General features: G+C 37.3%; 25 protein-coding genes and 2 riboswitches. Of the genes, 4 read left to right on the top strand and 21 right to left on the bottom strand.

The features are described 5' to 3' along the window. Positions 1 to 17: 17 nt before the first annotated feature. The 12 genes from AC1DRF_RS03115 to AC1DRF_RS03060 all read right to left on the bottom strand — a co-directional run bounded on the left by AC1DRF_RS03115 (position 18) and on the right by AC1DRF_RS03060 (position 11,902). Positions 18 to 1,184, bottom strand: a complete 1,167-nt coding sequence (locus AC1DRF_RS03115) for a DUF819 family protein (RefSeq protein ID WP_477740323.1) — start codon at positions 1,182 to 1,184, stop codon at positions 18 to 20. 93 nt (positions 1,185 to 1,277) lie between these two features. Further along, on the bottom strand, positions 1,278 to 1,601 hold the full coding sequence (locus AC1DRF_RS03110) for a DUF3870 domain-containing protein (RefSeq protein ID WP_028412670.1): 324 nt from the start codon (positions 1,599 to 1,601) through the stop codon (positions 1,278 to 1,280). A gap of 212 nt (positions 1,602 to 1,813) precedes the next feature. Next, entirely contained in the window at positions 1,814 to 1,957 is a 144-nt protein-coding gene (locus AC1DRF_RS03105; RefSeq protein WP_477740322.1) for a hypothetical protein, read from the bottom strand. Between the two features lie 133 nt (positions 1,958 to 2,090). Next, entirely contained in the window at positions 2,091 to 2,828 is a 738-nt protein-coding gene (locus tag AC1DRF_RS03100) for a glycerophosphodiester phosphodiesterase (RefSeq protein WP_477740321.1), read from the bottom strand. Between the two features lie 86 nt (positions 2,829 to 2,914). Beyond that, positions 2,915 to 4,255 carry an ABC transporter substrate-binding protein gene (locus AC1DRF_RS03095; RefSeq protein ID WP_477740320.1) on the bottom strand — a complete coding sequence of 447 codons (1,341 nt, stop codon included), beginning with the start codon at positions 4,253 to 4,255 and terminating at the stop codon, positions 2,915 to 2,917. Positions 4,256 to 4,268: 13 nt separating this feature from the next. After that, positions 4,269 to 5,081: a carbohydrate ABC transporter permease gene (locus AC1DRF_RS03090; protein ID WP_043978093.1), complete on the bottom strand. Its 813-nt coding sequence runs from the start codon at positions 5,079 to 5,081 to the stop codon at positions 4,269 to 4,271. After that, positions 5,078 to 6,013, bottom strand: coding sequence for a carbohydrate ABC transporter permease (locus AC1DRF_RS03085; protein ID WP_028412674.1), 936 nt, complete (start codon positions 6,011 to 6,013; stop codon positions 5,078 to 5,080). The genes AC1DRF_RS03090 and AC1DRF_RS03085 overlap by 4 nt, the downstream gene beginning before the upstream one ends. After that, on the bottom strand, positions 6,010 to 7,125 hold the full coding sequence (locus AC1DRF_RS03080) for an ABC transporter ATP-binding protein (RefSeq protein ID WP_230185437.1): 1,116 nt from the start codon (positions 7,123 to 7,125) through the stop codon (positions 6,010 to 6,012). Before AC1DRF_RS03080 ends, AC1DRF_RS03085 begins: the two co-directional genes overlap by 4 nt. Positions 7,126 to 7,145: 20 nt before the next feature. Continuing rightward, positions 7,146 to 7,724, bottom strand: a complete 579-nt coding sequence (locus AC1DRF_RS03075) for a glycerol-3-phosphate responsive antiterminator (RefSeq protein ID WP_477740319.1) — start codon at positions 7,722 to 7,724, stop codon at positions 7,146 to 7,148. A gap of 244 nt (positions 7,725 to 7,968) precedes the next feature. Continuing rightward, complete coding sequence (gene bioB, locus AC1DRF_RS03070) at positions 7,969 to 8,964, bottom strand: biotin synthase BioB (RefSeq protein WP_477740318.1); 996 nt, start codon at positions 8,962 to 8,964, stop codon at positions 7,969 to 7,971. Positions 8,965 to 9,111: 147 nt separating this feature from the next. Next, a complete protein-coding gene (locus AC1DRF_RS03065) occupies positions 9,112 to 11,337 on the bottom strand; it encodes an alpha-galactosidase (protein WP_477740317.1) in 2,226 nt (741 codons plus the stop codon). Between the two features lie 19 nt (positions 11,338 to 11,356). Next, positions 11,357 to 11,902 carry a hypothetical protein gene (locus AC1DRF_RS03060; RefSeq protein ID WP_427077054.1) on the bottom strand — a complete coding sequence of 182 codons (546 nt, stop codon included), beginning with the start codon at positions 11,900 to 11,902 and terminating at the stop codon, positions 11,357 to 11,359. Between the two features lie 320 nt (positions 11,903 to 12,222). On the opposite strand from AC1DRF_RS03060, the gene AC1DRF_RS03055 reads away from it, so the two are divergent. Beyond that, entirely contained in the window at positions 12,223 to 13,536 is a 1,314-nt protein-coding gene (locus AC1DRF_RS03055; RefSeq protein WP_477740316.1) for an APC family permease, read from the top strand. Positions 13,537 to 13,668: 132 nt separating this feature from the next. Here AC1DRF_RS03055 and AC1DRF_RS03050 read toward each other — a convergent pair whose 3' ends face one another. The 5 genes from AC1DRF_RS03050 to AC1DRF_RS03030 form a co-directional block, all read right to left on the bottom strand. Further along, positions 13,669 to 14,460, bottom strand: a complete 792-nt coding sequence (locus AC1DRF_RS03050; RefSeq protein WP_114897227.1) for an EcsC family protein — start codon at positions 14,458 to 14,460, stop codon at positions 13,669 to 13,671. A 24-nt stretch (positions 14,461 to 14,484) separates the two neighbouring features. Next, positions 14,485 to 15,090 carry a DedA family protein gene (locus AC1DRF_RS03045; RefSeq protein ID WP_013055189.1) on the bottom strand — a complete coding sequence of 202 codons (606 nt, stop codon included), beginning with the start codon at positions 15,088 to 15,090 and terminating at the stop codon, positions 14,485 to 14,487. A 160-nt stretch (positions 15,091 to 15,250) separates the two neighbouring features. Next, positions 15,251 to 16,282, bottom strand: a complete 1,032-nt coding sequence (ytvI, locus tag AC1DRF_RS03040) for a sporulation integral membrane protein YtvI (protein WP_477740315.1) — start codon at positions 16,280 to 16,282, stop codon at positions 15,251 to 15,253. A gap of 213 nt (positions 16,283 to 16,495) precedes the next feature. After that, the gene (locus AC1DRF_RS03035) at positions 16,496 to 17,755 is read right to left on the bottom strand and encodes a cation:dicarboxylate symporter family transporter (protein ID WP_377578261.1); all 1,260 of its coding nucleotides are present in this window, start codon (positions 17,753 to 17,755) and stop codon (positions 16,496 to 16,498) included. Between the two features lie 106 nt (positions 17,756 to 17,861). Continuing rightward, a riboswitch (cyclic di-AMP (ydaO/yuaA leader) is annotated at positions 17,862 to 18,001 on the bottom strand. Between the two features lie 273 nt (positions 18,002 to 18,274). Continuing rightward, positions 18,275 to 19,099 carry an undecaprenyl-diphosphate phosphatase gene (locus tag AC1DRF_RS03030; RefSeq protein WP_013055186.1) on the bottom strand — a complete coding sequence of 275 codons (825 nt, stop codon included), beginning with the start codon at positions 19,097 to 19,099 and terminating at the stop codon, positions 18,275 to 18,277. Between the two features lie 457 nt (positions 19,100 to 19,556). Between AC1DRF_RS03030 and AC1DRF_RS03025 the strand changes: the two genes are divergently transcribed. The 3 genes from AC1DRF_RS03025 to AC1DRF_RS03015 all read left to right on the top strand — a co-directional run bounded on the left by AC1DRF_RS03025 (position 19,557) and on the right by AC1DRF_RS03015 (position 22,092). Then, positions 19,557 to 19,847 carry a hypothetical protein gene (locus tag AC1DRF_RS03025; RefSeq protein WP_043978114.1) on the top strand — a complete coding sequence of 97 codons (291 nt, stop codon included), beginning with the start codon at positions 19,557 to 19,559 and terminating at the stop codon, positions 19,845 to 19,847. Between the two features lie 81 nt (positions 19,848 to 19,928). Further along, positions 19,929 to 20,043: riboswitch (TPP riboswitch) on the top strand. A gap of 113 nt (positions 20,044 to 20,156) precedes the next feature. Further along, positions 20,157 to 21,926 carry a phosphomethylpyrimidine synthase ThiC gene (gene thiC, locus AC1DRF_RS03020; protein ID WP_043978116.1) on the top strand — a complete coding sequence of 590 codons (1,770 nt, stop codon included), beginning with the start codon at positions 20,157 to 20,159 and terminating at the stop codon, positions 21,924 to 21,926. Further along, complete coding sequence (locus AC1DRF_RS03015) at positions 21,904 to 22,092, top strand: hypothetical protein (protein ID WP_043978118.1); 189 nt, start codon at positions 21,904 to 21,906, stop codon at positions 22,090 to 22,092. The genes thiC and AC1DRF_RS03015 overlap by 23 nt, the downstream gene beginning before the upstream one ends. Before the next feature lie 113 nt (positions 22,093 to 22,205). On the opposite strand, the gene AC1DRF_RS03010 is transcribed toward AC1DRF_RS03015, so the two are convergent. From AC1DRF_RS03010 to AC1DRF_RS02995, 4 genes are all read right to left on the bottom strand, one after another. After that, a complete protein-coding gene (locus AC1DRF_RS03010) occupies positions 22,206 to 22,694 on the bottom strand; it encodes a VanZ family protein (RefSeq protein WP_477740314.1) in 489 nt (162 codons plus the stop codon). Positions 22,695 to 22,858: 164 nt separating this feature from the next. After that, complete coding sequence (locus AC1DRF_RS03005; protein WP_427077051.1) at positions 22,859 to 23,971, bottom strand: Ger(x)C family spore germination protein; 1,113 nt, start codon at positions 23,969 to 23,971, stop codon at positions 22,859 to 22,861. Then, positions 23,961 to 25,052, bottom strand: coding sequence for a GerAB/ArcD/ProY family transporter (locus tag AC1DRF_RS03000; protein WP_043978124.1), 1,092 nt, complete (start codon positions 25,050 to 25,052; stop codon positions 23,961 to 23,963). Before AC1DRF_RS03000 ends, AC1DRF_RS03005 begins: the two co-directional genes overlap by 11 nt. Next, positions 25,045 to 26,574, bottom strand: coding sequence for a spore germination protein (locus tag AC1DRF_RS02995; RefSeq protein ID WP_052500295.1), 1,530 nt, complete (start codon positions 26,572 to 26,574; stop codon positions 25,045 to 25,047). The genes AC1DRF_RS03000 and AC1DRF_RS02995 overlap by 8 nt, the downstream gene beginning before the upstream one ends. Positions 26,575 to 26,653 lie beyond the last annotated feature (79 nt).

Raw genomic sequence — 26,653 nt, 5'->3', positions numbered from 1 at the left:
GTATTTTTGGTTTATTCTTAGATCGCTCCTAAAATTTTGGCGACCATCATACCAAAATAAGTACCTAAGAAGGAACCCATTAGAGCCATAATGACTCCTACCGGAATCAGTGCACGGTTATAGGCAGCCGCAAGCATTGGAGCAGACGCCATTCCACCAATATTAGCTAAACTTGCTACTCCGAGCGTAAATAAATCATATTTAAATAGTTTAGCTAGCAACAGCATGATCACTAAGTGCACGAACATAATAAGAAAACCAGATACTAAGTAAATAGGAGCCTGAGCTAAATTTGAAAAATCTGATTGAGAAGCAATTAACGCTACAACGATGTATAACATAACGTTTGATACATCGAGCGTACCTGGAATTTTTGCCGCTGGGGTTACAGCAAGCACTAGACCAACCACAGAAGCAATCATAATCGTCCAGCTCGTTGCATTAATAACCGCTCCCACTTCAGGCAAACGCCCTCCGATAAATGTAGAAAATGCCGAAACGAACAAACCTAGACCAAGTAAATAAAGAAGATGCTGAAACTGCGGGCCTTCTTTTTCGCTTTCAGAAGTTGCCGCGACTTCATCTATACTATTCTCAACAAAGCTGACGTCTGCTTTTGTCCATTTATTAAATTTAGATGCAAATGGTACAAGCCAAAACATAAACATAACCCATACAGCATAGTTAATCGTATCCATCATAAGAGCGTAGCCAAATATATTTTCTGGAACATCCAAAATCCCTTGGAGAGCAACCATGTTAGCTGATCCTCCGGTCCAACTTCCTGATAAAGCACCAAAAGCTTTCCACGTGTCCTCTACATAGAAATTCTTAAAGATGGCATAGACGAGGATAAAACCTACCATTATGCTAAAAACCGCAACGATGAATCCTCCCAGCATTCTTGGACCAAGTTTAATTACACTTCGAACATCACACTTTAACAGCATAAGCATCAGCATGGCCGGAAGCAGTGCATTTTTAACGCCCGTATACATGGCGACATTTGATTCGCTATCCCCAAATACCCCTGCCGTTTGCATAAGAGCAGCTCCTATATAAATAAGTACAATACCCGGAATAAATTTAAAAAATCGATTGGCTTTAAATCTTTTTTCAATCCCTACCATGAGCGCAGCAAAGGCAGTTAACACACTCACATACATAAATCCATCTTGAATCATTTATTCTTCCCCCTTCATCTCCCCGAAAATGTTTTTATACAAAACAAAATCCAGCCCAACGTTTGAAAACGTCAGGCTGGATTTCGTCTAGGTCTATGTAGACAAAGCAGCTGTTATTTGCTGATATTTTTTCTGTGCATCATGAAACGCTACCACCAGCGCTTTTTGGGAAGACCCGAAGTAGCGGCTGTTAATGTCGTCTATAAGGGTGGGATCACTTATGTGGCGTCCAATAAAAATTGATTGAACAAATCGAACGGTTAACTCAATCGTCGCTGAGCATTCCACATCAATAATTTTTCCATTTGTTTTATCAACTACCAATCCTAAAAAATACTGATTGAACTTTTTAGTAATCGGATTGCTTTGAGGAGCTTTGGCATCTCCAATAATATAGATAGTATCTTGATCATACATGATTTTTTATTCCTCCTAAAAGAGATAACAGACGATGCTAGGGACCGGCAAATGAACGTTTGCGGAGCTACGCAACATGTATTCGCTTTCATAAGGAACATTATAATCTATTCTCAATATATCATCTATAGAACAATTTCACAATATAAATTTTATACTATTCAGAATAGAAAAATATTTTTTGTATAAAAAGAGAGTGCGACATAACGAACTTAAAACCTAAAGACGAACAAATGGGATACATGAACTGAACCGCTTGTTACACCGCAGTTGATTTCCATGCAAAGCGAAGACTCCTGCGGGGTCTCACCTGTTCCGCTTTTCCCGCAGRAGTCTTCGCTTTGTCCTTTAATCAACTGCTAGAAAGACCTACACACATGAAACCTACGTTTACCATAACAAAAAAAAACGAATCGCTAATCAAGCACTTTGATCAATGGTTCGTTTTTCATTTTGGTTCAAATATTTTTGTCTCGGCTTCTTTCTATGTCATCCTTTGAACACCTTAGAGGAAAAGCGATTAGGATAATCTGTCATCACGACTTCTACTGAAGCCTGCTGAAGCTTCAAGAAGTCATCCATTTCATTAATCGTATATACCCGCAAGTCTAATCCTTCTTGCTTTGCTTTTTTCCCGTACGAAGAAAGAGCAAAAGGCATGTCACAGTGTAGGTGCGCTCCTATTGATTTTGCTTTTCCAATCGCATCTTCACTCACCCCTTCAAATAAAAAACCTGTTGATATATATGAATGGAGAGATCTCACTTTAGCCAAGCTATCATAGTTAAAAGATGACAAAATAACTTGATCTTCTAAATCAAACTCATCGATTAGACGAAGAACTTTTTCCTCAAGTTTTGGATAGTAAATTTGGTCATTTTTTAATTCAATGTTCACGGTCATTTCTGTCTTTTTGTCCATCATCCACTCAAACACTTCTATTAACGTGGGAATCGATTGTTTAGAAAAACGAGAATCATACCAGCTTCCAGCATCGAATAATCGCAGCTGTTTATACGAAAATTCTTGAACGTATCCCATTCCATTCGTCGTTCTGTCAATTCGTTCATCGTGAATCACTACTATTTCCCCGTCTTTGGTTAGTTGTGCATCCAATTCAATACCTGAAACTCGCATTTTTCTAGCTTCTTCAAATGCAATCATTGTATTTTCAGGATATCGTCCGCTAAAGCCGCGATGCGCATAAAGATCAATTGAATTATTCATTGTCCTCTGTCTCTCCTAACTAGTCATTCACTAAATAAAAAGCTCGTCCTCAAAATAACTTGAAAGACGAGCTTCGTAATCATACGTTATTTTTGATTGGCTACTTCTAATGCTCTATTTGTTTCTTTTGCTGCTTGATCAAGTGCTTGTTTCGGCTTTACTCCCTGGTACAGGCTTTCCATTCCTGTTACTACCTTTTGGCGTGATTCCGGAAATACCGAAATTAAAGCGCCTTGTGTTGCTGGAATTGATTTAGTTTTATGAAGCTGATCAACCGTCACTTTTAGTTGAGGATATTTTCCCCATTCTTTCTTTACAATTTCTTGATCATATGCTTTAGGATTAACCGCAAAATAGCCACTTTCCACGTGCCATTTTGCCTGAACTTCTGGTGTTGCTAAATATTTCATGAAGTCCCACGCCGCTTTAGATGTTTCATCACTAATTCCTTTAGACATCCATAAAGATGCTCCCCCGATAGCTACTCCTTGGCGATCCTCTTCCTTTGGCACAGGAAGATCTGATACGCCTACTTCAAATGGAGCATTATCTACTAATGTTTTAATACCTGCTGATGAATCTAAAAACATTGCAATTTTTTTAGATTGAAATGCTGCGCGCATATCGTCCCAGTTTTGCCCTACATTGTAGAAGGTACCTTCTTTGTACATGTCATTGATTAAATTAAATGCGTTTTGTCCTTCTTTTCCATTAAATACTGCCTTCTCAGCATCCCCTTTACGACCGTTTTCGTGATCTACATACAAACCGCCTTGAGAAGCAACTAGCTCTTCAAAGAACCATCCGTAATTTAGAATTGAAAAACCGTATTGTGATGTTTTATTTCCTTGTTTCTCTGTTAATTTCTTTGCAGCTGCCTTTAATTCATCATACGTTTTTGGTGGGTTTTCAGGATCTAACCCTGCTTTTTTAAAGGCATCTTTGTTGTAAACAAGAACCGGTGTTGAAGAGTTGAACGGCATTGAATATTGCTTTCCATCTACTTGGTAATAGCTTGAAATGTTTTTCTCCCACTGTGAAGTATCGTAGTGGTCTTCATCAATAAATTTTTGAACAGGCTGAACCTTCCCACTGTCTATCATGAATTTCGTTCCTACTTCGAACGTTTGCATGATAGCAGGTGCATCTTTAGTTCCTGCTACCGTATTAAATTTTGTTTGTGCTTCCTCATACGTTCCTTGGAAAACGGGCTTTACTTCAACTTTATCCTGAGATTTATTGTACTCATCGACTATTTTATTGAGTGATTTTTCAAGGTCACCGCTCATGGCGTGCCAAAAAACGACTTCTGTTTTACCTGATGCTGTTTTTTTTGTTTCTTGCGCTTCCGAAGAACCAGTTGAGTTTGAGCAAGCGCCTAGAATAACTAGGAAGCATGCCGTTACGATAGCCAATATCTTTTTCATCACATTCACTCTCCTATTTAATTGCACCTTGGGTTAATCCTTTTTGAAGACGTTTTTGACCTAGGAATAATAGTAATAATGTCGGTATAATAACAACCACGACAGCGGCCATAACCACTCCCCAATCAGTTGAAATCTCCTGTGTTTGCATTTGTTTTAAACCAATCTGAACGGTACGAACATCCTCTGTATTTGTCACTAATAGTGGCCATAAATACATATTCCATGTTGTTAAAAAGCTATATACACCAAGCGTAACTAGACTTGTTTTAGACACAGGGAGCACGACGTTCCAAAAGAAACGAAAGCGGCTGATCCCTGCAACTTGAGAAGCTTCATATAACTCATTCGGAATGGTTTTAAACTGCTGACGCAACAAAAATGTCCCAAACGCTAAAGCAAAAAAAGGAATTGTTAATCCTAAATAATTATTAATCCACCCTAGCTTTTGCGCTGTTAAAAAGTTAGGAACCATCGTTGCTTCCCATGGAATCATCATCGTAGAAATAAAGAGAAAGAAGATAGTATCTCTTCCTTTAAATTTAATAAATACAAATGCAAAAGCTGCCAAACTTGAAACTAACAGCTGCCCGGCCATAACAAAAATAGATACAGCAAAACTGTTAATTAAATAATGAAGCAGCGGAACTTTTTCAAAAGCATCCCGATAGTTTTCAAATGAAAAAGATGACGGCCAAATCTTCCCTTCTAACACTTCCGCTCCACTCATAAAACTAATGGAAAAAGCGTATAGGATAGGAAACATCAATACTAAAGTAGCTGCAATGAGTAGCAAGTAAGTTGTCCATTTTCTCGTGATGCTCATTGATAATGTACCTTCCTTTCTCCAAGCTTAAATTGAAGAGCCGTAACCAGTAGAATACAGAAAAACAAAATTGTAGCTTGAGCACTTGCAGAGCCAACATTATAGTTTACAAATGCATCTTTGTAGATTGAATAAACAATGACATTTGTCGAATCTGTAGGTCCGCCTTTTGTTAAAATGTCAATTTGTCCAAACGTTTGAAACGCGTTAATAAACGAAACGGTAATGATAAAAAACAGCGTTGGCGAAAGCATCGGAAGCGTAATTTTACGTAGCTGATACCAATAGCTAACTCCAGCAATACGCGCATTTTCATACAGCTTTTCATCAATATTTTGTAACCCGCCAAGTAAGATTAAAAAGGTAAAACCAATGTTCATCCAAATCGTAGAGATAGACACAGCAATCAGCGCATACTTAGGGTCTAATAACCACTGCACATCATGAATTCCTACAAGATTTAATACTTTATTGATAACACCGATTGTCGGGTTATACATAAACATCCAAATTACAGAAGAAGCCGCTACGCTCATTCCCATCGTAGATGAAAACATCGTTCTGAAAAAACCAATTCCTTTGAGCTTTTCATTTGCGATTAGCGCTAGGAATAAGGCAATAATTAAACCTATAGGCACCGTGTAGAGTACAAATAAAAAAGTGGCTTTCATACTTTGTAAAAAGTTTGGATCTGTAAATAGATAAAAGAAATTTTGTAGCCCTACAAATTTCAAGGGATTTCCCTGTGTATCTGTAATAAAAAGACTTAAATATAACGTCTTAATCATTGGGTAGAAAAGAAATACACCAAATAACAATAATGATGGCAGCAAGTAAGATAATCCTACCAATAGGTTAGGCATTGACTTCTTTTCTTGTGGATTGGATGAAACAGAAACAGGCGAGTTTGCTGTTTTGGTAACAGCACTCATACAAATGCCCCCTTTACAGTTAAATCTTCCGTTGATGGTTCATAGTGCAAGCATGAACCTGTATCGTTATCAAATAAAAACAGATGTTTTGGATCGATAAAAATAGGGACGCGCTCTCCCACTTTTATATTCCATTGACCGTTCCACTTAGCCATCCACTGCTTGTCACCCATACGAAATGTAAGCAGTGTTTCTGTTCCTAGAATTTCGACATTATCTATCTCTACAATAAAGCTGGTGTTATCGTTTGTCGCAAGCTGAACATGCTCAGGTCTTACTCCAACCACAACTTCCTTTTTACCGCTAAAGTTACTGTGTGGTGTACTCATAGAAATAGCTCTTCTATCTTCAAAAACGAGTAAGTTATTTTCTATAGAAACGTTTGATAAGTTCATAGGAGGAGAACCTATAAACGACGCTACGAACGTGTTTGCCGGTGCATTGTAAATATCAAGGGGACGCCCAACCTGCTGAATATTACCTCCATTTAAAATCATCATTCGATCCGCCATCGTCATCGCTTCCGTTTGATCGTGCGTGACATAAATCATCGTAATACCTAACTTACGCTGAATCTGGCGAATTTCTGATCTCATCTTTGCTCGCAGCTTTGCATCCAAGTTGGATAACGGCTCATCCATCAGGCAAATAGGCGAATGAGTAACAATAGCACGTGCGAGTGCTACACGCTGGCGCTGTCCTCCCGAAAGCTGTCTAGGCTTTCGCTTTAAATATTCACTTAAACCAAGCATTTCTGCTGCTTCCCTGCAGCGCTTTTGCTGTTCTTGCTTTGAAATCTTCTTTGTATGCAGACCAAAAAGAATATTTTGTTCTACTGTCAAATGCGGATATAAAGCATAGTTTTGAAACACCATGGACAAATCGCGCTGACTTGGAAGCAGTTTATTTGCTTTTACATCTCCAATTAGCAACTCTCCCTGCGTGACTTCTTCTAATCCGGCAATCATTCGCAGCATTGTACTTTTCCCGCATCCTGAAGGACCTACTAATACGAAGAATTCTCCAGGTTCAATTGTGACGTTAATATCTTGAATGACATTTGTTTTTTGATCGTATGACTTTCCAACGTTAACTAACTCTACTTTTTTCATTAAAAACACTCCTTTCTCGCTCATTCATATTTTTTCCACAGCCATGATTTCCCTGTAGAAACTGCCGTAGCCCCTGCTTTTAAAGCAGCTTGGATATGGCTTTCATTTTGAATGAGTCCACCTGTAATAATAGGGATACTTGTTTTTTTAACGATTTTCTCTATCATCTCCGGAATCAATCCTGGCATTAGTTCTAATGCATCCGGTTTAATATTTTGAACGGTTTTTAACCCTTGTGCTACTGCGTCTGTATCCACTAAAAATAGCCGCTGAATAGCAACCAGCCCTTCCTGTTTTGCGTAATTAATGAGTGAACTTTTAGTGGTTACGATGCCTGTGGGCTTTACAAACTTAGCGAGAAATTCAAGCCCTTCCCGGTCATAGCTAATTCCCGGAATTTTTTCAATGTGTAAGAAAACCATTCGATTATGCTGTTTGAGTAAATCTACATAGCGTTTAATCACACTAATATTGCCCGTTAATAAAAAGGCGGCCTGGATCTCTGTTTCTAAAAATCGCTCTAAATTTTTCGGACTTTTAATGGATGCAATTAAACGATCTTGTCCAAGCTGTTGTAAGAAATCTGTTTCCTTATTCAAAACGATTCCTTCCTTTCATTTATAAAAAAACCACAAAAAACGCATAGGATGTTTATATAGACCTATTGTTTTTTGTGGTTTCTCAATTTCATAACCTTAGTAACTATTCACTTATCGTTCACATGTTTTATAATAATGGTTATTTGTGAAGGCAATATAAAGAAGCTGTTGAGTTTTGTAAAGTAAACGTATAGTTCCTGTAAATCTGCTGAAGATAAAAAAAGCCGTTGATTTCTCAACGGCTTCACAGTGCACATTCTTCGATTTCAAATCCTAAATCTTCAATTAATCCCCAGTCAGCTGTAGGTTCTTGACCTTGAGTCGTTAAATAATCGCCTACAAAAATTGAATTTGCAGCAAACAAACCAAGCGGCTGAAGCGATCTGAGATTGACTTCTCTGCCTCCTGAAATTCGAATTTCTTTCGTTGGATTTACAAAACGCATCATCGCTAACAGCTTTAAGCATTGCATTGGCTTTAACGCCTTTTTGTCTTCTAGAGGCGTTCCTGGAACGGCAACAAGAAAGTTGCATGGAATAGAATCTGCATCTAACTTTTTAATTTGAAAAGCTAATTCAACGGCTTGTTCATGTGTCTCGCCCATTCCAAAAATCGCACCGGAACAAGGTGACAAACCTGCTTTTTTAGATGTAGTAACCGTATCGACTCGATCTTCATAGCCATGCGTAGAACAAATACTGTCGTAGTTATCAGCGTGAGTATTTAAATTATGATTATAGCGATGAACACCCGCCTCGACTAGTTCGTGTGCTTGATCATCTGTTAAAAAGCCTAGACAGGCACAGATTTTCAAGTCTGTCTTTTGACGAATTTCTTTTACCGCTCCCACTACGTGCGCTACTTCTTTATCAGTAGGACGGCGGCCTGACGCCACGATACAATATGTACCTGCTTTTCTTTTTTGAGCTTCAAAAGCACCTTCTACAATTTTCTCTTTTGTTAACCACGCATACTTATCAATCGGTGCTTCTGATACAATCGACTGCGAACAATATCCACAGTCTTCTGGGCATAAACCCGATTTAGTATTAATAATCATATTGAGCTTTACTTTTTTTCCATAATGATGATGACGAATTAAGTACGCGGCATTCATGACCTCTAACACTTCTTCATCCGGTACATAAAGAAGTTGAAGCGCTTCGTTATATGTAATTTCTTTCCCTTTAATAATAGACTGAGCAAGTGCTTTCCAATCTCTTAAACCTGTGGTTTCCATCGATTCCCCTCCACTTTAGTAAACTAAAAAAATATAAAGTTAACAATTATAACTAAAAGTTACCATTACTTCTCCTTTTATGTCAACACTATACGATTAATAGTTAACTCAAAAAGCCACTTCTATGATATAGAAGTGGCTTTTTGCTTATTGCGCTTGCAGTGTGTAAATGACCGATACAAAGTCTCCAGATTTTTCATCGTATGCTTCAACACCCGGATACTCATGAGTTAGAGCAATTCCTGCGTACATGAGCTCATCTCCATAAGCTGTTTGATCTGTTTCCATCACTGTATATTCATAATCAGGATGAAGCCCTTTTAGCTCAATGCGTTCATAAGAAGGATTTGATCTAGCTAATACTTGATAATAACCGATGATTGCCTGTTTTTGATCGGATGAAACAACCATCCAGCTCGTCACATTTCCATCTTGTTCAAACGGACTTTTTAATCGATAGAATGTGCCATTTTGAATAAGGGATCGGTGTTTTTTATAATACTGAATTTGGTTTTTTACCGTTTCTTTTTCGTCTTCTGTCATCAGCGTAACATCTAACTCATAACCAAATGCGCCAAAATACGCAACGTCTCCTCTTGTTTCTAGACTTGTTACTCTGCGTACTTGATGATTTGGTACGGCTGATACGTGTGCTCCCATTGAACTGATTGGATAGGCAAAAGACGTGCCGTACTGAATCTTTAGACGTTCAATCGCGTCCGTGTTATCGCTCGTCCAAGCTTGAGGAGCATAATAAAGCATTCCCGGATCAAATCTAGCTCCCCCGCTTGCACATGATTCAAATAAAATATCCGGGAACTTCTTTGTTAGTCGCTCATACAAATCATACACACCTAAAATATAGCGGTGTACTACTTCAAACTGACGGTTCGCGGGCAGCCCAACAGATCCAATCTCTGTTATATTTCGATTCATATCCCATTTTATATAAGAGATAGGTGCTTCACTTAAAATAGCTTCCATTCGTTCATAGATATAATTCACTACTTCTTCTCTTGAAAAATCAAGCACATATTGATTTCGTCCATGAGATTGATGACGATTTGGCACATGAATCAACCAATCTGGATGCTTTTCATACAAGTCGCTTTGCTTTGAAATCATTTCGGGTTCAAACCATAACCCAAAGTCCATACCTAAATCCGTTACTTTTTGAGCCAATGACTTCATACCGCCCGGAAGCTTATTTTTATCTACAAACCAGTCTCCAAGAGAAGTTGTATCATCATTACGCTTGCCAAACCAGCCGTCATCTAATACGAAAAGTTCAATGCCCAGCTTTTGTGCTTCTTTGGCAATATGTACAATTTTCTCTTCGTTAAAATCAAAGTACGTCGCTTCCCAGTTATTAATTAAAACTGGCCGCTCCAAATCCCGCCATTTCCCTCTAGCTAGACGCTTGCGATAAAGCTCATGATACTCTTGGCTAAGTCCGTTTAGACCGCTATTTGAATAAGCCAGTACTAGTTCTGGTGATTGAAAAGTTTGTCCACTCTCTAGTCGCCACTGAAAATCAAAAGGATGAATGCCCATCGTTATTCTTGATACATTATAATGATCTACTTCCACTTGTCCAAGAAAGTTTCCGCTGTACACAAGACTAAAACCATACGCTTCTCCACTGTGTTCAGTTGCAGCTGGATTTTTTAAAATTAAAAATGGGTTTTGCTGACTGCTGCTTGTACCTCTCGCACTAGAAATACTTTGAATACCAGGCTGAAGCATTCGTGTTTTCACGTGTCTTTCTCGAATCCACGCACCGGAAAGCTGAACCATCTCATAATTTGATGTAGGCAAATCAATGCTGCCGCTCATGATACGCAAAATATCGACTGGTTCTTCTCCTCTATGCTCAAATCGTGCGTTACGCGTAATAATATTTCGGTCTTCGTAAACGGTATACGTTAAAATAATTGATGCATTGAGCAATTTATCAATCAGTTCAACTTCTACACTTGTGGCTTCACTCTCTTCTTCTACATATGTAGCAGGTAAGCCTTTTAATGGCTTCTTGCCTTTGTAAATTTTATGGTTATCGTATTCAAAATTTGTGATTCGGCTTCCGTTTTGCTGAAGAAGTTGATAGGCTGGCTCTCTGAAGTCTGTTGTTCCATAAGAAGGATACTCTTGTTTGATTGTTTCAAGAGAAAATGCTAGTTCTCCTTCATATACCGAAGCGCTAGCTCCTCTTGTTTCTACACTTAAAAAATGCTGAAAAGATGAACGGTGCTTAAGCTTTTTTCCATAGTACAAGTGACCGAGCTGCCCGTTTCTCAACACTGAAAAGATATAACTTACATCGCGTCCCTGCAGGTGAAATTCCTTTGTACCTTCATTAAATAAGATCCCCATTTTATTCCTCTCCTTACCATCAAATATCTAACGAGACATTTCCTTTTTCATCTATTGCCGTTGCATGCTCAAAAGCAGATGCTAGATTAATCTCTTTTCTCTCATACCATTTCGCTAAACCTTTGAATAACTCTTCTGTTTCAACTATTCTTGTGTCTACTCGCAGTTCAGTTTCATAGCTATGAAGAGACCAAGTGCTTTCACTAAATAAGGTCATTTCTACATCTAAACACATGTCTTTCCAATTAGGAGCACACAGAATAGGATGACTTATGTCTGAACATGCAATGGTGTAGCGGTTAGAACCATTCTTATTCATAAAACAATGAACAAAAGAGGCATTCACATCGCCCTTACTAGTTTGTAAAGATTTATACAGTTGGATATCTAACAATGGAACGCTCCATTTTAATTTCATTTTTGGAAGAATTCTTTTTTTAACCGACTTGACCGTTAATTTAATAAAGTAAACACCATCTTTTTTTGTTTCATCCAATACGACATGCACACCTGGTTCCTTGTTTATCTCCAAGTTTATATAGGGTGTAGCAATCACTTCCTTCATCTCCTTCACCATCATTCTTAATTTTGTACACCAACAAAAATGTAACCGCATTCAAAAATTTGTTTTCGTATTTATTACAAGTAGATCACCTAAACGAAGCTTTTTTACTTTCTTTCATTTTATGTAAAATACTTTCTAGACTCAATGGTAAAAATCAAAGTGAAAAAAAGCATTTTTTTGCTTTATCTAGTAATCAATTAAATGCTCTTTATCTCTTAGCCCGCAATTTTCTCTTCTTTTTCAAAAAAAGATGACAAATTTAATAATATAGTATAATAATAAATAATGCAGAATGATTATACACAGAAAGGATGACAAATATGAATCATGAACCTTCTCTTCTTAAACAACTAAAATTATGGCATATCGTTGTGATAGGGTTAGGCTACATGGCACCTATGGCCGTTTTTGATACATTTGGCATTGTAACTGAATCAACAGATGGACATGTTTCAGGCGCTTATGCATTCACGTTGATCGCTATTTTATTTACAGCCATTAGTTACGGAAGGATGGTAAAAGCTTTTCCCGGAGCTGGTTCCTCTTATACATACGCACAGCAAGTAATGAATCCAAGCATTGGTTTTTTGGTAGGATGGACGGCTCTTCTTGATTATCTATTTCTGCCAATGATTAATGCGCTTTTGACAAATATTTACCTAAGCTCTCTGTTTCCAGGTGTTCCAAAGGCCGTATGGATTATCAGCTTTGTTGTCATCATGACCATAATGAATATTTTCAGCGTTCATTTAACCGTTTCTTTTGGTACGCTATTAGTTGCTTTTCAAATTTTAGTCGCTATTATCTTTATTATTTTAAGTGCTACAACTCAAGGCCAAGAGCTATCATTTAAACCGTTTATAAGTGAATCGGCCTCTATATCTCTGTTATTAAACGGAGCAGCTATTTTATGCTTTTCTTTTTTAGGATTTGATGCTGTAACCACTATGGCCGAAGAAACACTTAAGCCTGAGAAAACCATTCCTAAAGGGATTCTTATTATTGCGTGTACGGGAGGCGCCTTATTTATCACGGTTTCTTACTTTGCGCAGCTTCTTTTCCCTTCAGCCTCTTTGTTTCATGATTTAGAAGGTGCATCAGCGGAGATCGCTTATAAAATTGGCGGCCAGCTTTTTCAATCTATTTTTGTAGCAGCGGCCTTGACTTCAACTATTGCTTCTGGACTTGTCTCACATATGAGTGCATCAAGACTTCTCTATGCAATTGGGAAAGATGGTTATCTGCCTCGGGGAATTTTTGGCTATATTCACCCTAAAACAAAGACGCCTGTTTGGAATGTAGTGATTATTGGTGGCCTCTCTTTAATTTCACTAGGTCTGTCTCTTGAAAAAGCTACCTCTTTAATTAATTTTGGTGCTTTAATTGCGTTCAGTTCAGTGAACATAGCGGTTTTTATCCATTATTTTATTCAACAAAACAAACGATCTCTCAGTGGATATATTTCATATGTACTTATGCCTTTACTCGGCAGCTTATTTTTATTTTTCATGTGGCTTAACTTAGAAAAAACATCCTTATTTATCGGTATTGTATGGAGTATAATCGGAATTATTTATTTACTGATTGCCAGACGAAAAAATACTATTACCATTCCTACTTTTCATTTTGATTAAGGAAATAGGCTTAACACATGAAAGCTACATTTACTATACCAATGAAAAAATCCGAACGTATTTGATTCTCAACCAAGAATCAAATACGTTCGGATTTTTCTTCAACTAAAATACTTTCGTACCAGTCTCTTTTTATTTTTGCGATTGTGAGACTTTTTCCAAAATACGTCTTTTACGATAAAGCATCATTCCAACTTCCCCTATATCGCTAATTGCTTGTTTGTTAATATACGCTCCAAATACCATTCCTGCTATAGGAATCATTTGGAACAGCTTTTTCCAGCCCAAGTTGTCCCTGTAGGTTAGAAACACTTCTCTCCACCCTTGCAGCTGCTGCAAGCTCTGCGTTCGATTTCCGCTTGCTAATTCTTCTAAAATCGCACGTTTCCCTACAATGTCAGAAGACGAAAACTGCATGCATTTGACCATGAAAATTCGTTCCTCTTGCTCAGTGGGGTCGTAACCATAAGAAACAGCCACTTCTTGCAGTGTCTTAAGTGTAAGCCCTAATACAAAAGGAACATCAATAGCTAGTGTAAAAATCCCGCCTATACCGGTTGTAGCTCCTTGAAGCTGTGCATTCTTTTTTCGGACTTCAATAAAATGCTCTGCCAATTCATCCATTTCTTGCAGAGATAAATGCTGAATATCCTCTATCGAAAGCTGTTTCTTTTCTTGTAATTGTGCTGATGCTTTTTCTAGCGTGGCAGACGTATTAGCTAAATACTGGCCTCCATTATCAACATACTTAGCAATTTCATCTAATAATTTTTCTATTTTTTGATGAATGAACTTTGGCGTTACTTTATCTAAAGCTGAAAAAGGCAAACGAGCCAGCCGCTCCCAGAAAAAAAGTCCTTTTTGGTCTTTCTCCCACTTTTCAATTTTTCGTAACTCTACTCTTAACTGCTCATACTCTGACATATCCTCACTCTTTTCCTCGATTTATCAGCTCTGCCCTACTTGTTTATTCCGCACATATTTAATGATAAAAAACAGTGCAATTAAAACAACAATTCCGATTCCAATAGGCTGCATATATTGAGACACAATCGGCCCCACCTCTTTCCACTTAGGTCCTAACTTATATCCTAAATATACGTAAATAGCCGTTACTGGAAGCATCGCCACAAATGTATAAATAGAAAACAGCCATACATTCATTTTTGCCATCCCGCACGGAAAAGAGATAGCCGTGCGCACTCCTGGAATAAAGCGTCCAAAAAAAGCAACCCCGCTGCCGTACTTATTAAAAAAGCGATCGGCGGCGTCAATTTCTTTTTCTTTCACCAAAAAGTATTTTCCATATTTTAAAACCAGCGGTCGTCCACCGTAACGTCCCAGTGCATAAAGAGTCAACGGTCCACAAACACCGCCTACTGTACCTGCAAGGATAGCCAGATACAAGTTCATATCACCTTGGTACACCCAATACCCTACTAAAGGTAAAACAAGCTCTGCCGGGACAAACTCAAACGTTAATGCTAGAATTACGCCAAAATAAGAGAGCTGTTTTAGCGCTTCAATTAAAGAAAGTAAAACCGACTCTAACAAAAATTCTCCTCCTCATGTCATTAAATCTAAGACTGCAAAACTATAATTTAGCCGATTGATAGATAAAAACCAACGCGGCATAGTTTTTTCCTTTCCCTCTTTACGTATTACGTACTACAAAAGTTTCAATAAAAAAAAGCGCTAGTTTTATCCAGCGCTTTTATAGTTTAAAGTTAATTTGAATAATACCTACTTTACGAAGAGCATCGTATAAAATAACTAAAGCCGGTCCTAAAAATAATCCGACAAAGCCTAAAAGTTTAAATCCAATGTACAAACTAACTAATGCAGCCAAAGGTGAAATACCCATATTTGTAGAAAATACTTTTGGTTCTACTACACGTCTTACTACCGTAATGACTCCAAATAGAATAAATAAGCCGATTGCTAATGAGTCATGCTCTTGCGTAAGAGCAAAAATCCCCCATGGAACGAGCACCGAGCCCGTCCCAAGGATTGGTAAGATATCGACAATTACAATTAATAAGCTAAGCAGCGCGGTATACGGAACATCTAATAGCCAAAGCCCTACATAAGCCATTACAAACGTCATGACACTTAAGATAATTTGTGCCTTAATAAAACCAACCCCCGCTTGGATAAGCTGAGTGATGACAACTTGTAGCTTATATTTCGTTTCTTCTGTTAAAAATGACTTAATTTTATTTTTAATAGCAGGCAGCTCAAGGCTGATAAATACAAGCGCTACTAAATAAATAAGAAACTCTAGTAGAAACCCAGGAACAGTAGCAGCAAAGCTAATGATGATTTCCACGGTACTTTTTAATAGAGAATCTAATGAATTTACGGTTTTTTCAAGCGTGCGCTCGATAGAAGAAATCACTTCTGTAGGAAGAGCGTTTGAATAGTATTTCCACTTAATAATAGTTGGATAAATCGCGGTTTCATAGATTTCTTTTACAAAGGAAGGCGCTATCTTTGAAAGAGCAACCACTTGCGTAACGATTGTCCGAACAATAAAAAATCCAATAAGTATGAGCGAAACAACATATAAAATGAAGGTCATAAGCACTGCGTAGACTCTCTTCATTTTAAAAGATTGATGCAATTTTTGAACAATACCCTCAAGCGCTAATGCTGTTAATAAAGCAAACACAATCGGTAAACTGTAAGGGATTAACAAACATACGATTACTATCGAGGCGATGACCCATATTCGCTTTTTCCACATACTCTACTATCCCCCAACTAGCTAAGCTATCTCTATATTTATTGATAAAGAAAGGAACCAGTGACTGCTTTTATGTAAGAATAAAATTTGGATATATTTATACCTGATGTTACATATTATAGGGTCAATTTCCATAATAATAAAGGAATTATTATGAAAAAAGCTACTTATTCTAATTTTTTGAATAGAATAAGTAGCTTTTTAATTTATAAATTAGCCGGCTCTCATGACCTCTGTACCTTTTTTAGGGTCAAATTTGCCTTCAGATTTAGACATCACAATTGCTGCTAGTGTGTTTCCTACTAAGTTAACAACCGTACGTGCCATATCCATGATTCTGTCTACTCCAGCAATGAAGGCTAATCCTTCTGCCGGAACGCCGATTGTTCCAAGAGTAGCCAGTAATACAACAAATGATGTTCCTGGCACCGCAGCCATTCCTTTAGATGTAACCATCAATACCAGAATGAGCGTCAGCTGTTGAACGATCGTTAAATCAATACCATACACCTGCGCTAAGAATAACGCTGCAATCGCTTGATAAAGAACGGAACCATCTAGGTTAAATGTATAACCAATTGGTACAACGAACGATACGATAGCTTTTGGACAGCCCATCTTTTCAAGTTTTTCCATAATTCGCGGAAGAACTGTCTCAGAGCTAGATGTACTGTATGCTAACAACAGTTCATCTTTCATATAGCGGAATAAGTGGAAAATGTTAATTCCTGCCCATTTCGCAATTCCTCCTAATACAACAAGTAGGAAGAAAATTAACGCTAAGTAAACTAAGATAACAAGCTTTCCTAATGAAAGGAGTGAATCTAAGCCGAATTTTGAAACTGTTACACCAATTAAAGCAAATACACCAATTGGCGCCACTTTCATTACAAGGTTTACCACGTGAAACATTGCGTGAGAAACGCCGTCGAAGAATTGTACAACTGGCTTTCCTCTTTCCCCAATTGCCGCTACTCCTAGTGCAAATAACACTGTAAAGAAGATAATTGCTAGCATGTCTCCTTCAACAATTGACTGGAAAAAGTTTGTCGGAACAATGTGTAAGAAAGTTTCAGCCACTGACTTTCCTTCTTGCTGTTCGGATGTTTCAACGTATTGTGAAATATCACTCTTCTGTGCTGAATGAATGTCTACACCTTGCCCAGGATGAAAAATATTAGCAACCAATACACCGATTACAATTGCAAAAGTCGTAATAATTTCAAAATAGAGAATGGTTTTAACGCCGAGCTTTCCGACCTGTTTGCCGCTCCCTGCTCCTGCAACTCCAACGACTAAGCTTGAGATAACAATTGGAATAACAATCATCTTAATTAATCTTAAAAATAGGTCTCCTAGCGGCTGTAGGTATGTTACTACACGCGGATCGTTAAACCAAATTACCCCTACAAGAACACCGAGGATTAATCCGGTAAAAATCTGCGTAGCCAAACCAAAACGAATTTTTTTCATAGATGTACCTCCCCAAAGATGTATGACATTTGTATATACTTTTCTGAAAAAACAAAAAAAGACTATTCTTAAGAAAGAACAGCCTTTTACTTACGCTATTTTGGGCTCTTTCTCTCAATAAAGCAAACGGGGTTAACTGTCGGATTCGGAATTGAGAGTTTCCTACCTTTTGTAAGGATTCACCCCTAGGCAGCTTTACTGCCGATAATGATTCCCCCGCTCTATACGATTAAGCTTATTATTCAGTTTTTATAAAATTAAAACGATCTATACGTTGTCATACGTTTTTTACAGTCAATAAAACTAAACAGAAGTCTTACTTTTACTTAACTTTATACTGCACAAATATTAATTTACTATTTTTCGACACGTTTTGTCAATACCCATGTTTATAAAACGCTTTCAAAAGGCGATAATATATATTTATACAAAAAAGCTATTGCAATGTTGCAATAGCTTTTTCTTGCTCTTTGAGTCTCTATTAGAAGTTTAAGGGACTAAAGAACACGCATGTTTATTTTATAAAAATACAAAATATAGAATAGCTGCTAACACAATTCGATATAGTGCAAACGGTACTAATTTGATACGATTAATTAATTTCAGGAAAAAGCGAATAGACACCAGCGCAAAAATAAAGGCGCTGATAAAACCAGCAATAAAAAACGGTAGTGCATCTGATGTGAAATACTGCCAGTTTTTAACCAATGAAAGTCCACTTGCTCCTGCCATGATTGGCACTGCCATAATAAATGTAAAATCTGCCGCTGCCTTATGGCTCATTCCAAGAAGAACCCCTCCTGAAATCGTTGAGCCTGAACGAGAAAAACCTGGCCAAAGAGCAATACATTGAAACAGTCCTATACCCAGTGCTTGTCCATAAGACATTTGGTCCACCGTCTCTACACGCGGACGTTTAGGTCCAAACAAATCTGCTAGAATCATTAATACAGCTCCGACTACTAAGCCAATTAGCACCGTATTTAAAGAAAACAAATGTTCATCAATGTAATCATCAAACAAAAGACCTAACACTCCTGCGGGTAACAGACCAACAATTACTTGCATTAAATTCAAGCGATTTGTCGGTCCAATTGGAGCGGCTGGCTTTTTTCCCAATCCTAATAAATTAATGAAACGATCTTTAAAAATAACTACTACTGCTAAGATCGACCCTAGCTGAATAACAATTTTAAATGTATTAGCTACGGGAGATGAAAATAATTCTTTTGAATTTAACCACAGGTCATCCACAATAATCATATGCCCAGTTGACGAAACAGGAGCAAACTCTGTTAAACCTTCTACAATCCCTAAAATGATTGCTACAATAATTTCCCACATAAAGCTATATACCTTGCCTTTCTTTCAAATTAATAAGCTTATCGCTTCGTTTTCCATGCTCAACTATTTTCCTATTTTGACACTTGCTTTTTTATCATAATTGTTAAAACTATGAAATACAATGTGTATTTGCAAAAAGATAAGAATCTTTAATAATTTGTAATAAAAACCTTACATGCTATAACCAAAAAACAAGATATCAGCTTTTATTTGTTTTAAAAAGCAGTCGCTATGTTCGGTATAAAATCCAGGCCCTTAGCTAAAAATGAATCATCTAGACTATTTTTCTTTAGTGTGAAAAAATGACTAAATGATTATGTTTTTTCCATCCCCTTTACTGTCATCTATCATTTTAATCAACTAGTGCTTGCTTATACGACATATCCCCTAAGTAATTTGAAACTTTTTTCTCTCTTTTCTCGTATATAGTAGTATCTTTTTTAGGAGGCTTTTTACTATGAATGGAAATGTACGTACAATGAAATGGGTCACTGCTGGGTATGAAGCCTTGCTGGGAATTCCTTTAATTGGCGCGGGGATTGTTATGGGCTTTAGTTATACTCCTCTTTTTATTGGATTTATTCTTCATGCTATCACACTCATTTTAGCTAATAGACGAGGGTTATCTGCGTATGGAAACATACTAGGGATTGTTACTTCACTGGTTGCTTGGATTCCATTTTTAGGGTTTGTTATGCACATTATTACAGCTATTGTGATTGCAATCGATGCTGCTAGACAACGTTGATTGTCTAGCTTTTTTTATTTAAGGGTTGATTTTTTACCGAATGATGGTAAACTTAAGCCGTAAATTGAATAATTTGAATGTTATTTCTACTAGGGGTGTCTGATAGCTCAGACTGAGAGAAGAGTGCTATAAAACTCTTTAACCCTTTGAACCTGATTTGGGTTATACCAGCGGAGGGAAGTAGTCTTGAAAAGAATAGTATATGTTTATTCTTTTTTCGCCTATTCCATCGGGTTCTGTCTATCACAGAACCCGATTTTTTTATGGTTCGGTATAGCTACACTTTATGCGAAACCGGAGGAATATGTAATGTCAAAACAAAATGTATCAGTTTCTATGAAAAAGCCTTTTCCAAACAGTCACAAAGTATATGTCCAAGGATCCAGAGAAGATCTTAAAGTGCCTATGCGTGAAATCCATCAGTCTCCTACTACAGGATCTTTTGGGGAAGAAGAAAATAATCCCGTACGTGTATACGACACGAGTGGTGTTTATACAGATCCCTGTTATGAAATTAATTTACAAAAAGGATTACCGGCTCTGCGCGAAAAGTGGATTGCAGAACGAAACGATGTAGAAACATATCAAGGCCGTACGGTTCAGCCACAGGATAACGGTTATTATGATGGTGATCCAAGAGATCAGTACGAGCGCTTTATCACTAATCGTTTACCTTTGCGCGCGAAAAAAAATCAAAATGTAACGCAAATGCACTATGCGAAAAAAGGAATCATCACGCCCGAAATGGAATTTATCGCTATTCGTGAACAGATGGATCCTGAAGTCGTGCGTGAAGAAGTAGCAAGAGGACGTGCCATTATCCCTAATAATATCAATCACCCTGAGAGCGAACCGATGATTATCGGCCGCAAATTCCACGTAAAAATCAATGCTAATATCGGAAATTCAGCTATTCGTTCAGCTATTGAAGATGAAGTAGAAAAAATGACATGGGCAACGCGTTGGGGAGCCGATACAATTATGGATTTATCAACAGGAAAGGATATCCACACAACGCGCGAATGGATTATCCGCAACTCGCCTGTTCCTGTAGGGACTGTTCCTATTTACCAAGCGCTTGAAAAAGTAAAAGGTGTYGCAGAAGATCTAACGTGGGAAGCATATCGCGATACATTAATTGAACAAGCGGAGCAAGGTGTTGATTACTTTACTATTCACGCAGGTGTTCTTTTACGCTATATTCCTCTAACAGCGAAACGTACGACAGGTATTGTTTCACGCGGAGGATCCATCTTGGCGCAGTGGTGTTTAGCTCATCATGAAGAGAACTTTTTATATACTCGCTTTGAAGAAATCTGTGAAATCTGTAAAGCATACGATATTTCTATTTCGCTTGGCGATGGGCTGCGTCCTGGTTCCATTGCAGATGCTAATGATGAGGCACAGTTCGGTGAATTAGAAACGCTTGGTGAACTAACTAAAATTGCTTGGAAACACGATGTTCAAGTTATGATTGAAGGCCCTGGACATGTCCCTATGCACCTCATCAAAGAAAACGTAGATAAACAAATGGAAATATGCCAAGAAGCTCCCTTCTATACTCTTGGACCGCTTACAACCGACATCGCTCCAGGCTATGACCATATTACATCAGGTATCGGGGCTGCAATGATTGGCTGGTTTGGGACAGCTATGCTTTGCTACGTAACGCCAAAAGAACATTTAGGTCTGCCAAATAAAGAAGACGTTCGAGAAGGCGTTATCACCTATAAAATTGCTGCGCATGCCGCTGACCTAGCAAAAGGCCATCCAGGAGCACAAAAACGCGATAACGCGCTGTCTAAAGCAAGATTTGAATTTAGATGGAATGATCAATTTAACCTGTCACTAGATCCAGAGCGCGCAAAAGAATATCACGATGAAACACTTCCCGCTGAAGGTGCTAAAACAGCCCATTTCTGTTCAATGTGTGGACCTAAATTCTGTTCGATGCGTATTTCTCAAGATATTCGTAACATGGCTCAAGAAAATGAAAAAGATGTAAACGAAGTAAGAAAAGAAGGAATGAAAGAAAAAGCTAAAGAGTTTGTTAACAGTGGTTCAAATATCTATCAATAATGAAGTAGAACAGCTTAAAGAACAAATTAAGCAGCTTGAAAGAAAGTTATTATTTGTTCAGCAAAATTGTCAGCACATTATCGTTGAATCCTCACATTCTTCCGTAAGGCGCTGCATTAAGTGTTTCTATCAACAAGAGGCAGTGGCTAGGACAAAAGTATTTTAGTTGAAGAAAGATCCGAACGATTAATCGTTCGGATCTTTTCATTGTGATGGTAAACGTAGACTTCATATCTGTAGCTGCTTTCTAGCTATTGATTCAGTTATGTCTCCATCTCTTTATCTTTTTTTGAAACGTGCTTTCAGCACGTTCTTGACCCAATATAGTATTTTAATAATAACCCAGCCTATAAATGTACCTAGCGTATTCAAAAAGATATCATCAATATCAAATACTCGTTCCGTTAGCTTGTACTGTAAAATTTCAATCAGAAAACTGATTAAGAAACCCGTCGTAAACACTTGAATAAAACCGTCAAACCACTTCATAAACAAAGGAATAAACATTCCAAGCGGCGCAAACATCAAGATATTCCCCAGTATATTTGTCAGAGTGAGCATTATATTCCCGCTGTCCCACATCAGACGGATCGTGCTAAATAAATCCAAGTTCATTGCTTTTCCGTAAACATGTTCGTTTTCCCGTATGAGAGTAGCATAAATGACCACTGCTGTATACACAATAAATAGAATGAACATGACTTTTTTAACGATTGACCTGATGCTTACATTCACTTCAACATCACCTTCTTTGACTCCCAAAACCATTTATTATTATCTATATGTACCCGTCCACTGCTTTCATTCGTAGTGAATGCATTTACATGCTTTTTTATCCTATCACATCAATAAATAAATACAATTCCCTTTTTATTATTTTGTAAACTAAAATTTTTTCACTTAAAAAAGCCATGCTTTTCGCATGACTTTTGTTAATTAATAATTCCACGATGGATAATTTCCACTTGTACTTTCGGATTAATCGAGATGTTTTTATAATCCTGTCTCCATTTAAGCCTTTCCCATATACTCGGATGATAAGCGGCTACTTCTCTTCCTATTTCAAGAAAATCGCAGTTAGCTTTTTGCAACTTTACAACTACTTTTTCTGCTTTCTTTTGTAGAACTTTTTCAATTTCTTCCTGTACATTTTTTATTAATGCAGGGGATGACATTTCGTTTTTAGTGAATTCATTAATGCTTACTTTTACATGTAGTGGTATGGTCACTTTTACCCCGTGAATCGCATCCGGCTTAACGTTCATCTTTGCTTTAGCGTCTGACACATCATACGATACTACATACTTTTGGTCATGTATGGTAATTTTTTCACTCATAATCATATATTTATCTTTTTGGTTTCCTAATAAAAGAAGCACCTTGGATTCCTCAGGATTTAATGTAATGCCTGAAAATTTATCTTTATTAAACAAAGCTGTACCGATTACATCAACGGTCTTATTTTCAGTATTTAATTTCATATAAGGAAGAGCTAGCCCTTTTCCTTCATCAAACAACACGGTACAAAGTGACTGAAGAGTTTCAATTGGTACTAAAGAATTCGCTTCAGCCGTATGAACAACTCCGTCTAAATATTCTCCAATTAGCTCTTCTCCTACTTGCTGTAATTCAACGATAGTACTCGGCTTTCCTTCGACAATGACATACTTAGCCGTCAAAGGACTTTCTGGTGTACGATATAAAACGTCTGATAATTCTAGTATACCTTCTTTAGCTAATCGATCTTCAAATAAAATTATTCTCTTTTTAGCAGACATTACAATTCCAGAAACCTGCTGGTTAATTTTTGTTCGATCATCCCGAGGTGATTCTCCTGCCACATGGTAGGTTTTATTCACTAAAATCCCTTCTTTAGAAGTGTACGAACGGATCGCAATAGTAGAAATCACCTTATTTCCTTTCTTTTTTTCATAAGCCACTGTAGACAAAAACATCGTATCTTTTAACATTTTTTGATCCCAGCATCCTGTTAAAAAACTTAGAACTAAACATACATTGAAGATCTTGATAAGTTTATGCTTCATTTTTTACTGTTCCTTTTCTTATCCATGATAGAATTAACAAACAAATAGGAATACAGAAAATGAATACGTAAATTAAATAGTTAGTTGCCTGTGATAAAGCTGTCACAAGATTATCCGTTTTTGAAAAATAAATGGAAAGACCTGTTACGAATATCAATACAATTGGAACAAACGGACGGTGAGTTTTCTTTTTGAATATTTCCTGCATGCCTACACTTGAAATATACACGTACATAATAAGGGACGTAATAACAGAAATAATCCAAAAGGTAATAAAAACCAAGTCTATTCGTTCGATAACTGAGTTTTGCGTCGCCTTTAAAATGTACAAAACCGGTTCTGGTACGATTAAGATTTCATCCGGGCTAAAAAACAAATAACAAGCAATGATGATATATACATATAAAACGGTAACGATACAATTACTAAGCATGACCATCTTTAATGTCATAGTAGACTTTGCCTTTACAAATGGAGCTAAAATCAAAATTGCCTCAAAACCTAGCATTGAAATACTTCCCTCTTTTGACGCCAGCAAGATATTTTGAATACCGCTGTGCCCAATGGGAAACAGGTACCGGACATCAGCCTCTTTATAAGCATTCGATATCAACAGCACTAAAATAATTAAAAATACGGATACAATTGTAAAGAAACGCCCTATATTGCGGACATTCTCTTTTGCAAAATACAGCGCAATCACAACTAATAAAAGGACCAAAACATACGCTGGCGTTAAGTGGTACAGCCAGCGCTTTAACACGTTTACATACAAAACAGTAATAACACTTGAAACAATGATGTAATAAAATACATATCCTATATTTAAAAAATTACCTACCCACTTGCCAAGCAGCTTGCTAGTCATCTGATATAAAGTTAGACCTGGCAAACGATGCGTTAATCCCCAGTGGAATAATGTAATTACTTGAATAATACACCCGCTAATTAACATTGAAATCCAGCCGTCCGTATGCGCCGTCTTAAATAAGTTATAAGGTAACCCTAAAACACCAATACCAATTTGCGTTTGTAAAATGATAAAGAACAGCTGACTGACTGAAATACTATTTTTATTCATTTGAATCCCAATTCCTTATCGCTTTTTGACGTTGGCGTTTTTGAGGCTTAGCGTTAGCAGGTCTTTCATTCAAATAGAGCTGATGCATCCTCATAAAAACATCCTTTAAACCAGAAATTTTAAAGGGCGCAAAAGGGATTAAGTAAGGCATCGTAATAGACTCTAAAATAACTAAATGCATAACAATAAGAACTAATACAAAGACAATACCCAAGTAGCCAAAAACTGCTGCTCCAATCATCATCGGAAAACTTAAAATTCGCAGCGTGGTGCTCATTTCGTTTGATGGCACAACAAAGGAAGAAACGGCTGTTAGAGCAATAACAATAATCATCATATTTGAAACTAAACTCGCCTCAACAATTGCTGTACCGATAACTAACCCTCCAACTACCCCAATCGTTTGAGCAATTGAAGAAGGCAGCCGAAGAGAAGCCTCTTTTAGTAACTCTAATATTAAAACCATAATAAACGCTTCTACTATCGGAGGAAACGGAACGTTCTCAAGAGAACCTTTTACTGTAAAAACTAAGTCCAAAGGAATCAATTCATAATGAAAAGAAATCGTTGCAATATAAATTGCAGGTAAGCTCATAGCTACAAAAAAGCTGAATATACGTAAAAGGCGGAAAAATGAGCCATAAAGTGCACGCGTATTATAATCTTCAGGCGATTGATAAAAAGAGAAAAAATTAACGGGAGCAATCAACGCAGAGCTATTTCCATTTGTTAGCACTGCCATTCTTCCTTCTAACAGATTGCCCATTACCCGATCCGGCCTTTCGGTGTTCAACAGCTGAGGAAATGGTGAAAGAGGCGAATCTTCTAGAGCCTCTTCAATGATACTCCCACTATCCACTCCATCCACTTCAATTTGTTGGATACGATTAATGATCGTATTACAAATCTCTACGTTAGCTATATTTTTCAAATATAAAACCGCTACTCGCGTGCGTGAAATACTTCCTACTTCGATATAACGTACAATAAGGCTTCCATCTAAAAACCTTTGTCTCATCAAGTTCAAATTTTTATCTAAGCTCTCCACAAAGCTTTCTTGAGACCCCCTGATTATTTTCTCATTCAGCGCTTGGTTCACTTCTCTTGTAGCTGTTTTTGTGGAATCAATTGCATAAACCAACGGATCATTCTCGATTAATAGAAGAGAAGCACCTCGACTCATTAAACTAATCATTTCATCCAAATCTTTTGTAGGAGTAATGGAAGCAGCCTGAATGACTTCTTTTATCTCCCCTTCTTTTTCTATTAATAACGGTTTGATAACATGATCATTTAACTTGATTGAATCCATAAGGGGCACAAAATAGACTAAAAGCGCACGCTCATGATTAAATTTCAGCCACCTTTGCCCTATATCACTCGTATAGTCTAACCTTTCTTCCAGCATTTTTAGAATTTCTTCTACATTTGTGCCAAGTTCAATTTCTGTTTTTGGCTCTTTTTCTTCAAGGGAGATAGGACTTTTTGTTCGCTTAGGCCTTCGTTTAATTAACAGTGCCACTCACCTGCCTCGATGTCTCTTGTTATTATTCATTGTTTCTAAAAAAATGAATAGTATGTAAAAAAATGAAAAAAGACGC

This window comes from Priestia sp. P5_B4, from assembly GCF_056400385.1.
This window is presented reverse-complemented; position numbering and strand designations above follow the sequence as displayed.

Excerpts from the sequence above, each read along its gene's own strand:
- AC1DRF_RS03115 (WP_477740323.1), bottom strand. The coding sequence starts at position 1,184 with ATGATTCAAGATGGATTTATGTATGTGAGTGTGTTAACTGCCTTTGCT.
- AC1DRF_RS03110 (WP_028412670.1), bottom strand. The coding sequence starts at position 1,601 with ATGTATGATCAAGATACTATCTATATTATTGGAGATGCCAAAGCTCCT.
- AC1DRF_RS03100 (WP_477740321.1), bottom strand. The coding sequence starts at position 2,828 with ATGAATAATTCAATTGATCTTTATGCGCATCGCGGCTTTAGCGGACGA.
- AC1DRF_RS03095 (WP_477740320.1), bottom strand. The coding sequence starts at position 4,255 with ATGAAAAAGATATTGGCTATCGTAACGGCATGCTTCCTAGTTATTCTA.
- AC1DRF_RS03090 (WP_043978093.1), bottom strand. The coding sequence starts at position 5,081 with ATGAGCATCACGAGAAAATGGACAACTTACTTGCTACTCATTGCAGCT.
- AC1DRF_RS03085 (WP_028412674.1), bottom strand. The coding sequence starts at position 6,013 with ATGAGTGCTGTTACCAAAACAGCAAACTCGCCTGTTTCTGTTTCATCC.
- AC1DRF_RS03080 (WP_230185437.1), bottom strand. The coding sequence starts at position 7,125 with ATGAAAAAAGTAGAGTTAGTTAACGTTGGAAAGTCATACGATCAAAAA.
- bioB (WP_477740318.1), bottom strand. The coding sequence starts at position 8,964 with ATGGAAACCACAGGTTTAAGAGATTGGAAAGCACTTGCTCAGTCTATT.
- AC1DRF_RS03065 (WP_477740317.1), bottom strand. The coding sequence starts at position 11,337 with ATGGGGATCTTATTTAATGAAGGTACAAAGGAATTTCACCTGCAGGGA.
- AC1DRF_RS03060 (WP_427077054.1), bottom strand. The coding sequence starts at position 11,902 with ATGAAGGAAGTGATTGCTACACCCTATATAAACTTGGAGATAAACAAG.
- AC1DRF_RS03055 (WP_477740316.1), top strand. The coding sequence starts at position 12,223 with ATGAATCATGAACCTTCTCTTCTTAAACAACTAAAATTATGGCATATC.
- AC1DRF_RS03050 (WP_114897227.1), bottom strand. The coding sequence starts at position 14,460 with ATGTCAGAGTATGAGCAGTTAAGAGTAGAGTTACGAAAAATTGAAAAG.
- ytvI (WP_477740315.1), bottom strand. The coding sequence starts at position 16,282 with ATGTGGAAAAAGCGAATATGGGTCATCGCCTCGATAGTAATCGTATGT.
- AC1DRF_RS03035 (WP_377578261.1), bottom strand. The coding sequence starts at position 17,755 with ATGAAAAAAATTCGTTTTGGTTTGGCTACGCAGATTTTTACCGGATTA.
- AC1DRF_RS03030 (WP_013055186.1), bottom strand. The coding sequence starts at position 19,099 with ATGTGGGAAATTATTGTAGCAATCATTTTAGGGATTGTAGAAGGTTTA.
- AC1DRF_RS03025 (WP_043978114.1), top strand. The coding sequence starts at position 19,557 with ATGAATGGAAATGTACGTACAATGAAATGGGTCACTGCTGGGTATGAA.
- AC1DRF_RS03010 (WP_477740314.1), bottom strand. The coding sequence starts at position 22,694 with ATGGTTTTGGGAGTCAAAGAAGGTGATGTTGAAGTGAATGTAAGCATC.
- AC1DRF_RS03005 (WP_427077051.1), bottom strand. The coding sequence starts at position 23,971 with ATGAAGCATAAACTTATCAAGATCTTCAATGTATGTTTAGTTCTAAGT.
- AC1DRF_RS03000 (WP_043978124.1), bottom strand. The coding sequence starts at position 25,052 with ATGAATAAAAATAGTATTTCAGTCAGTCAGCTGTTCTTTATCATTTTA.